Genomic DNA, 2,105 nt, shown 5'->3' on the forward strand with positions numbered 1-2,105 from the left:
ACTTTTAACTTCGGTTATTTATTGAAGGATTACCTTAAAAACTATTAATGTAGCTCCATTTTAAATAAAGAACCGCTTTTTTATTCAAAATAGGGTAGGAACGACTTTAACTAAATCAGTAAGGAATACTTAATGAAATATATCTAATCTCACCTATATTGTTATATGAAATATATATTGTAAATGGAATATCTTCAATTTTCCATTTTTGGCTTCTAACCACGCCATCATCATTCTTAATAAATAATGGCACTCCTAACATATTTTCAATTTCAGCTTTATTCATTGAAAATTTTAAATTAAATGGCAGTTCTTGTTTATATTGAGAAAAGCCTTCCACACCATCATTATAAAAAAATATAGTCGTTAAGTATATTTTTTCACCAGTTATGGGTTTGTCCTCCTGATTTAAATAAAAAGACTCATCAGTAAATATAAAACCCAATCCCTCATCATATTTACTAATATAAAAATTATACTCATCCAATAAATCACCATCTTCATCATAAATTGGTAATTTAATTTCCTCTTGACTTTTCACAAATTGATTTTTAACAAAAAAATCAACTAATTTTTCATCAATATTTGACTTACCCAACAGTGATATTAAATGATCAATAAACTTATTTGTCATTCTTTCTCGCCTCCTCATCCATAATATTTTTCAAAAATTTATCATAATCAGCATTATTTTTACAGCTCAATGTAGTACATGCTTCTTGCAACTTTGTAACGTACTCAGGCGTTAATTTTTTTGCATTATCTATCATTGCCTCAGAATCCCTAATTTGTGCTGCTTGTAAATCATTTGCATCATTTTCAATGAGTCCTTTATTATTTTTTCCTGCATAGGTTGGACCTGCGGCATGCACCTCATTTGGTACAGTTACACTCATTCCTTCATTAATAATACGATTTTTCTCTGCTTGAGTTAAGGGCGCTTCCTTTAAGTCTTCAGCTCTCTTTAATAATGCAGCTTTAGACGGCTGATGATCTCTAGCCACGGTTCCATCTCCAGTGACTTTCTTTTGATTTCCATAATTATCAACCCATCCCACATCAAGAGATTGCTTTTGATTTATTTCAATATCAGCATCTTTCCCCTTAGTGACACCTTTACCTACTCCAGCACCTACAACTCCAGCCACAGCATTAATTAAATATTCTGCACCTTGTTTATTTTTTTCAATTTCATTTGCAAATTTCAATTCATCTAATTTATTTTCAGATGTTGAGGCTTCAATTTCTTTAACTTTCTCTGAATTAGTCCAATTATTAATCGTATTTGAATTGGTAACATGAGCGGCGGCAGTTAATGATGTCGCCAGCGCATCAAATCCTTGAGCTATTTCAGCTCCTACCGCACTATCTAAAGCTAAAGATTTTCCTGTCTCAATTGCTAAACGGACTGGGCCTGAAATCATTAGTCCTACCGCAAGTTGAACAGTACCTAAATCAACTCCAGTATCTTCACTAATCTGCTTTATATTATTTCCTAAATCAGCAATATTGCTTAATATCGTCATACCAACTGTGGTTTGGGTCGTAACTTTTGTCTCAATGTCAGTTCCTTTCGCATAAATTACTTCTTGTTCATTTACGCCTATTTTAGGTTGTTTAAAAATCGTTTCTAAATCAACACCAGATTGAGCTAATGTATCTAGTTGACTCTGAATTTCACTAAACTCTTTTGCTGCATAGAAAAAATCTAATTTAGAAAATAAAGCTTCAACTTCTTTTGGCTCTATCCCTCGTTTGAGCAATTCACTTGCAACTTTGTCACCAACTACACCCGTTTCTTTATATTCACTTGGTAAATTGTAAAGCCTTGCCTGAATATTATTTAGTGTTTGTAAAGCCTTATCTTTATACTCACCCGCTGGTAAGGCTTGTGCTAAATTTTCTGCACTTTGACGGAAATTCTCTGGCAAATCCTTCTGTTCTTGAATAATCTCCTGTCGTCCAGCTTCTGTCAGTAATCGATGATCAATCGTTACTGAACCATCCAGCATACCTGTGGTCTGATCACGAGTAATTTCTTGGGTATTGTTGATATCACGGTTGGTGGTATGGTAATCCTCCCATAAATAACCGAAGTTAAAAGC

Annotated in this window: 1 protein-coding gene and 1 pseudogene; both read right to left on the minus strand. The window is 33.3% G+C overall.

The features are described from left to right. Window positions 1–115 precede the first annotated feature (115 nt). On the minus strand, window positions 116–634 hold the full coding sequence (locus tag FTV18_RS15530; protein ID WP_179989170.1) for a hypothetical protein: 519 nt from the start codon (window positions 632–634) through the stop codon (window positions 116–118). Beyond that, window positions 624–2,105, minus strand: a pseudogene (locus tag FTV18_RS15535) (hypothetical protein); the annotation flags it as partial. The pseudogene FTV18_RS15535 and the gene FTV18_RS15530, both read right to left, overlap by 11 nt.

The organism is Acinetobacter sp. YH12241 (genome assembly GCF_013417535.1).
Taxonomy (GTDB): domain Bacteria; phylum Pseudomonadota; class Gammaproteobacteria; order Pseudomonadales; family Moraxellaceae; genus Acinetobacter.

Bases quoted from the DNA above. Each gene is read 5' to 3' on its own strand.
- FTV18_RS15530 (WP_179989170.1), bottom strand. From the start codon at position 634: ATGACAAATAAGTTTATTGATCATTTAATATCACTGTTGGGTAAGTCA.